Source organism: Methylobrevis pamukkalensis, from assembly GCF_001720135.1.
In the GTDB taxonomy this organism is placed as follows: Bacteria; Pseudomonadota; Alphaproteobacteria; order Rhizobiales; family Pleomorphomonadaceae; genus Methylobrevis; species Methylobrevis pamukkalensis.
On the sequence record NZ_MCRJ01000227.1, the window covers coordinates 1 to 2382 of the forward strand.

The following is a 2382-nucleotide window of genomic DNA, read 5'->3' on the forward strand; positions in this document are numbered from 1 at the left end:
CCACCTATCAGGTGCCGGTCGAGGTTCGCACCGAGCGCCGTCAGGCGCTGGCGATCCGCTGGCTGATCACGGCCTCTCGCGGCCGCAACGAGAAGACCATGGTCGACCGTCTGTCGGGCGAACTGCTCGATGCGTCGAACAACCGCGGCACTGCCGTGAAGAAGCGCGAAGACACGCACCGGATGGCCGAGGCCAACCGCGCGTTCTCGCACTATCGCTGGTAACGGTACGGGGTTGGAGTAGCAGCCATGGCTCGCATGCACAAAATCGAGGACTACCGCAACTTCGGCATCATGGCCCACATCGATGCGGGCAAGACGACGACGACGGAGCGCGTCCTCTACTATTCCGGCAAGTCGCACAAGATCGGCGAAGTGCACGACGGCGCTGCGACCATGGACTACATGGAGCAGGAGCAGGAGCGCGGCATCACGATCACGTCGGCCGCGACGACCACCTTCTGGAACGGCAAGCGCCTCAACATCATCGACACCCCCGGCCACGTCGACTTCACCATCGAAGTCGAACGTTCGCTGCGCGTGCTTGACGGTGCCGTGTGCGTGCTCGACTCCAACCAGGGCGTCGAGCCGCAGACCGAGACCGTCTGGCGTCAGGGTGACAAGTATCACGTGCCGCGGATCGTCTTCTGCAACAAGATGGACAAGATCGGCGCGGACTTCGATCAGTGCATTTCGGACATCAAGACCCGCCTCGGCGCGCGTCCGGTTCCGATCCAGCTTCCGATCGGCTCCGAGAGCAACTTCAAGGGCATCGTCGACCTCGTCCGCATGAAGGCGGTCGTGTGGGAAGACGAGAACCTTGGCGCGGCCTTCCATGACGAAGAGATCCCGGCCGACATGCTGGAGCGTGCCGAGCAGGCCCGCGCCGAGCTGATCGAGGCTGCCGTCGAACTCGACGACGCCGCCATGGAAGCCTACCTCGAGGGCAACAACCCCGATGAGGCGACCCTCAAGCGCCTGATCCGCAAGGCGGTCCTGACCGCGGCCTTCTTCCCGGTCCTCGCCGGCTCGGCCTTCAAGAACAAGGGCGTGCAGACGCTCCTCGACGCGGTCGTCGATTACCTTCCCTCGCCGGTCGACGTGCCGCCGACCAAGGGCATCGATGTCAAGACCGAGGAAGAGGTCGTTCGTCTCTCGTCGGACGCCGAGCCGCTGTCGATGCTGGCCTTCAAGATCATCGAAGACCCCTTCGGTATCCTGACCTTCGCCCGCGTCTATTCCGGTGTGGTCAACAAGGGCATGACCCTGCTGAACTCCACCAAGGAGAAGCGCGAGCGCATCGGCCGCATGGTCCTGATGCACGCCAACTCCCGCGAAGACATCGATGAGGCCTTCGCCGGCGACATCGTGGCCTTCGTCGGCCTCAAGGAAACCCGCACCGGCGACACGCTCTGTGATCCGCTGAAGCCGGTCATCCTCGAGAAGATGGAATTCCCGGCCCCGGTGATCGAGATGGCCGTCGAGGCCGCCACGAAGACCGAGCAGGAGAAGCTCACGATCGCCCTGCAGAAGCTCGCGTCGGAAGACCCGTCCTTCTACGTGTCGACCGACCAGGAGTCCGGCCAGACCCGCATCAAGGGCATGGGCGAGCTTCATCTCGACATCAAGATCGACATCCTTCGTCGCGCGCCGCACAACATCAAGGTGAACGTCGGCGCCCCGCAGGTGGCCTACCGCGAAACGCTCCGCAAGCGCGTCGAGGTCGACTACACCCACAAGAAGCAGACCGGCGGTACCGGCCAGTTCGCGCGTCTCAAGATCGTCGTCGAGCCGAACGAAGTCGGCGCCGGCTACAGCTTCGAGAGCAAGATCATCGGCGGTGTGGTTCCGAAGGAATACATCCCCGGCGTCGAGAAGGGCCTCAACTCGGTCCTCGGCTCCGGTCCGCTGGCGGGCTTCCCGGTCGTGGACGTCAAGGTCGAGCTGATCGACGGCGCCTACCACGAAGTCGACTCCTCGGCCATCGCCTTCGAGATCGCGGCTCGCGCCGCCTTCCGCGAAGCGATCGAGAAGGCGAACCCGGCGCTGCTCGAGCCCGTGATGAAGGTCGAAGTCGTGTCGCCGGAAGAGTACGTCGGTTCGGTGATCGGCGACCTCAACTCGCGTCGCGGTCAGATCCAGGGCCAGGACATGCGCGGCAACGCGAATGTCATCACCGCCTTCGTGCCGCTCGCCAACATGTTCGGCTACGTGAACAACCTGCGCTCCATGTCGCAGGGCCGCGCCAGCTACACCATGCAGTTCGATCACTACGAGCAGGTGCCGGCAGCGGTCGCCCAGGAGGTTCAGGCGAAATACGCCTGAACCCGGTGACCCGGACCCCATCGCTCTCAAGGTTTATGGAGAAATCCAATGGCTAAAG

General features: G+C 63.8%; 2 protein-coding genes. Both read left to right on the plus strand.

From position 1 onward, the window contains the following. On the plus strand, positions 1-224 hold a 224-nt coding region (locus A6302_RS20040), incomplete at its 5' end, for a small ribosomal subunit protein uS7 (RefSeq protein WP_483428750.1). Positions 225-248: 24 nt separating this feature from the next. After that, the gene (gene fusA, locus A6302_RS20045) at positions 249-2324 is read left to right on the plus strand and encodes an elongation factor G (RefSeq protein WP_069308490.1); all 2076 of its coding nucleotides are present in this window, start codon (positions 249-251) and stop codon (positions 2322-2324) included. Positions 2325-2382 lie beyond the last annotated feature (58 nt).

What these genes read in the sequence shown, in the direction of transcription:
- fusA (WP_069308490.1), top strand. Translation starts at nt 249, where the DNA reads ATGGCTCGCATGCACAAAATCGAGGACTACCGCAACTTCGGCATCATG.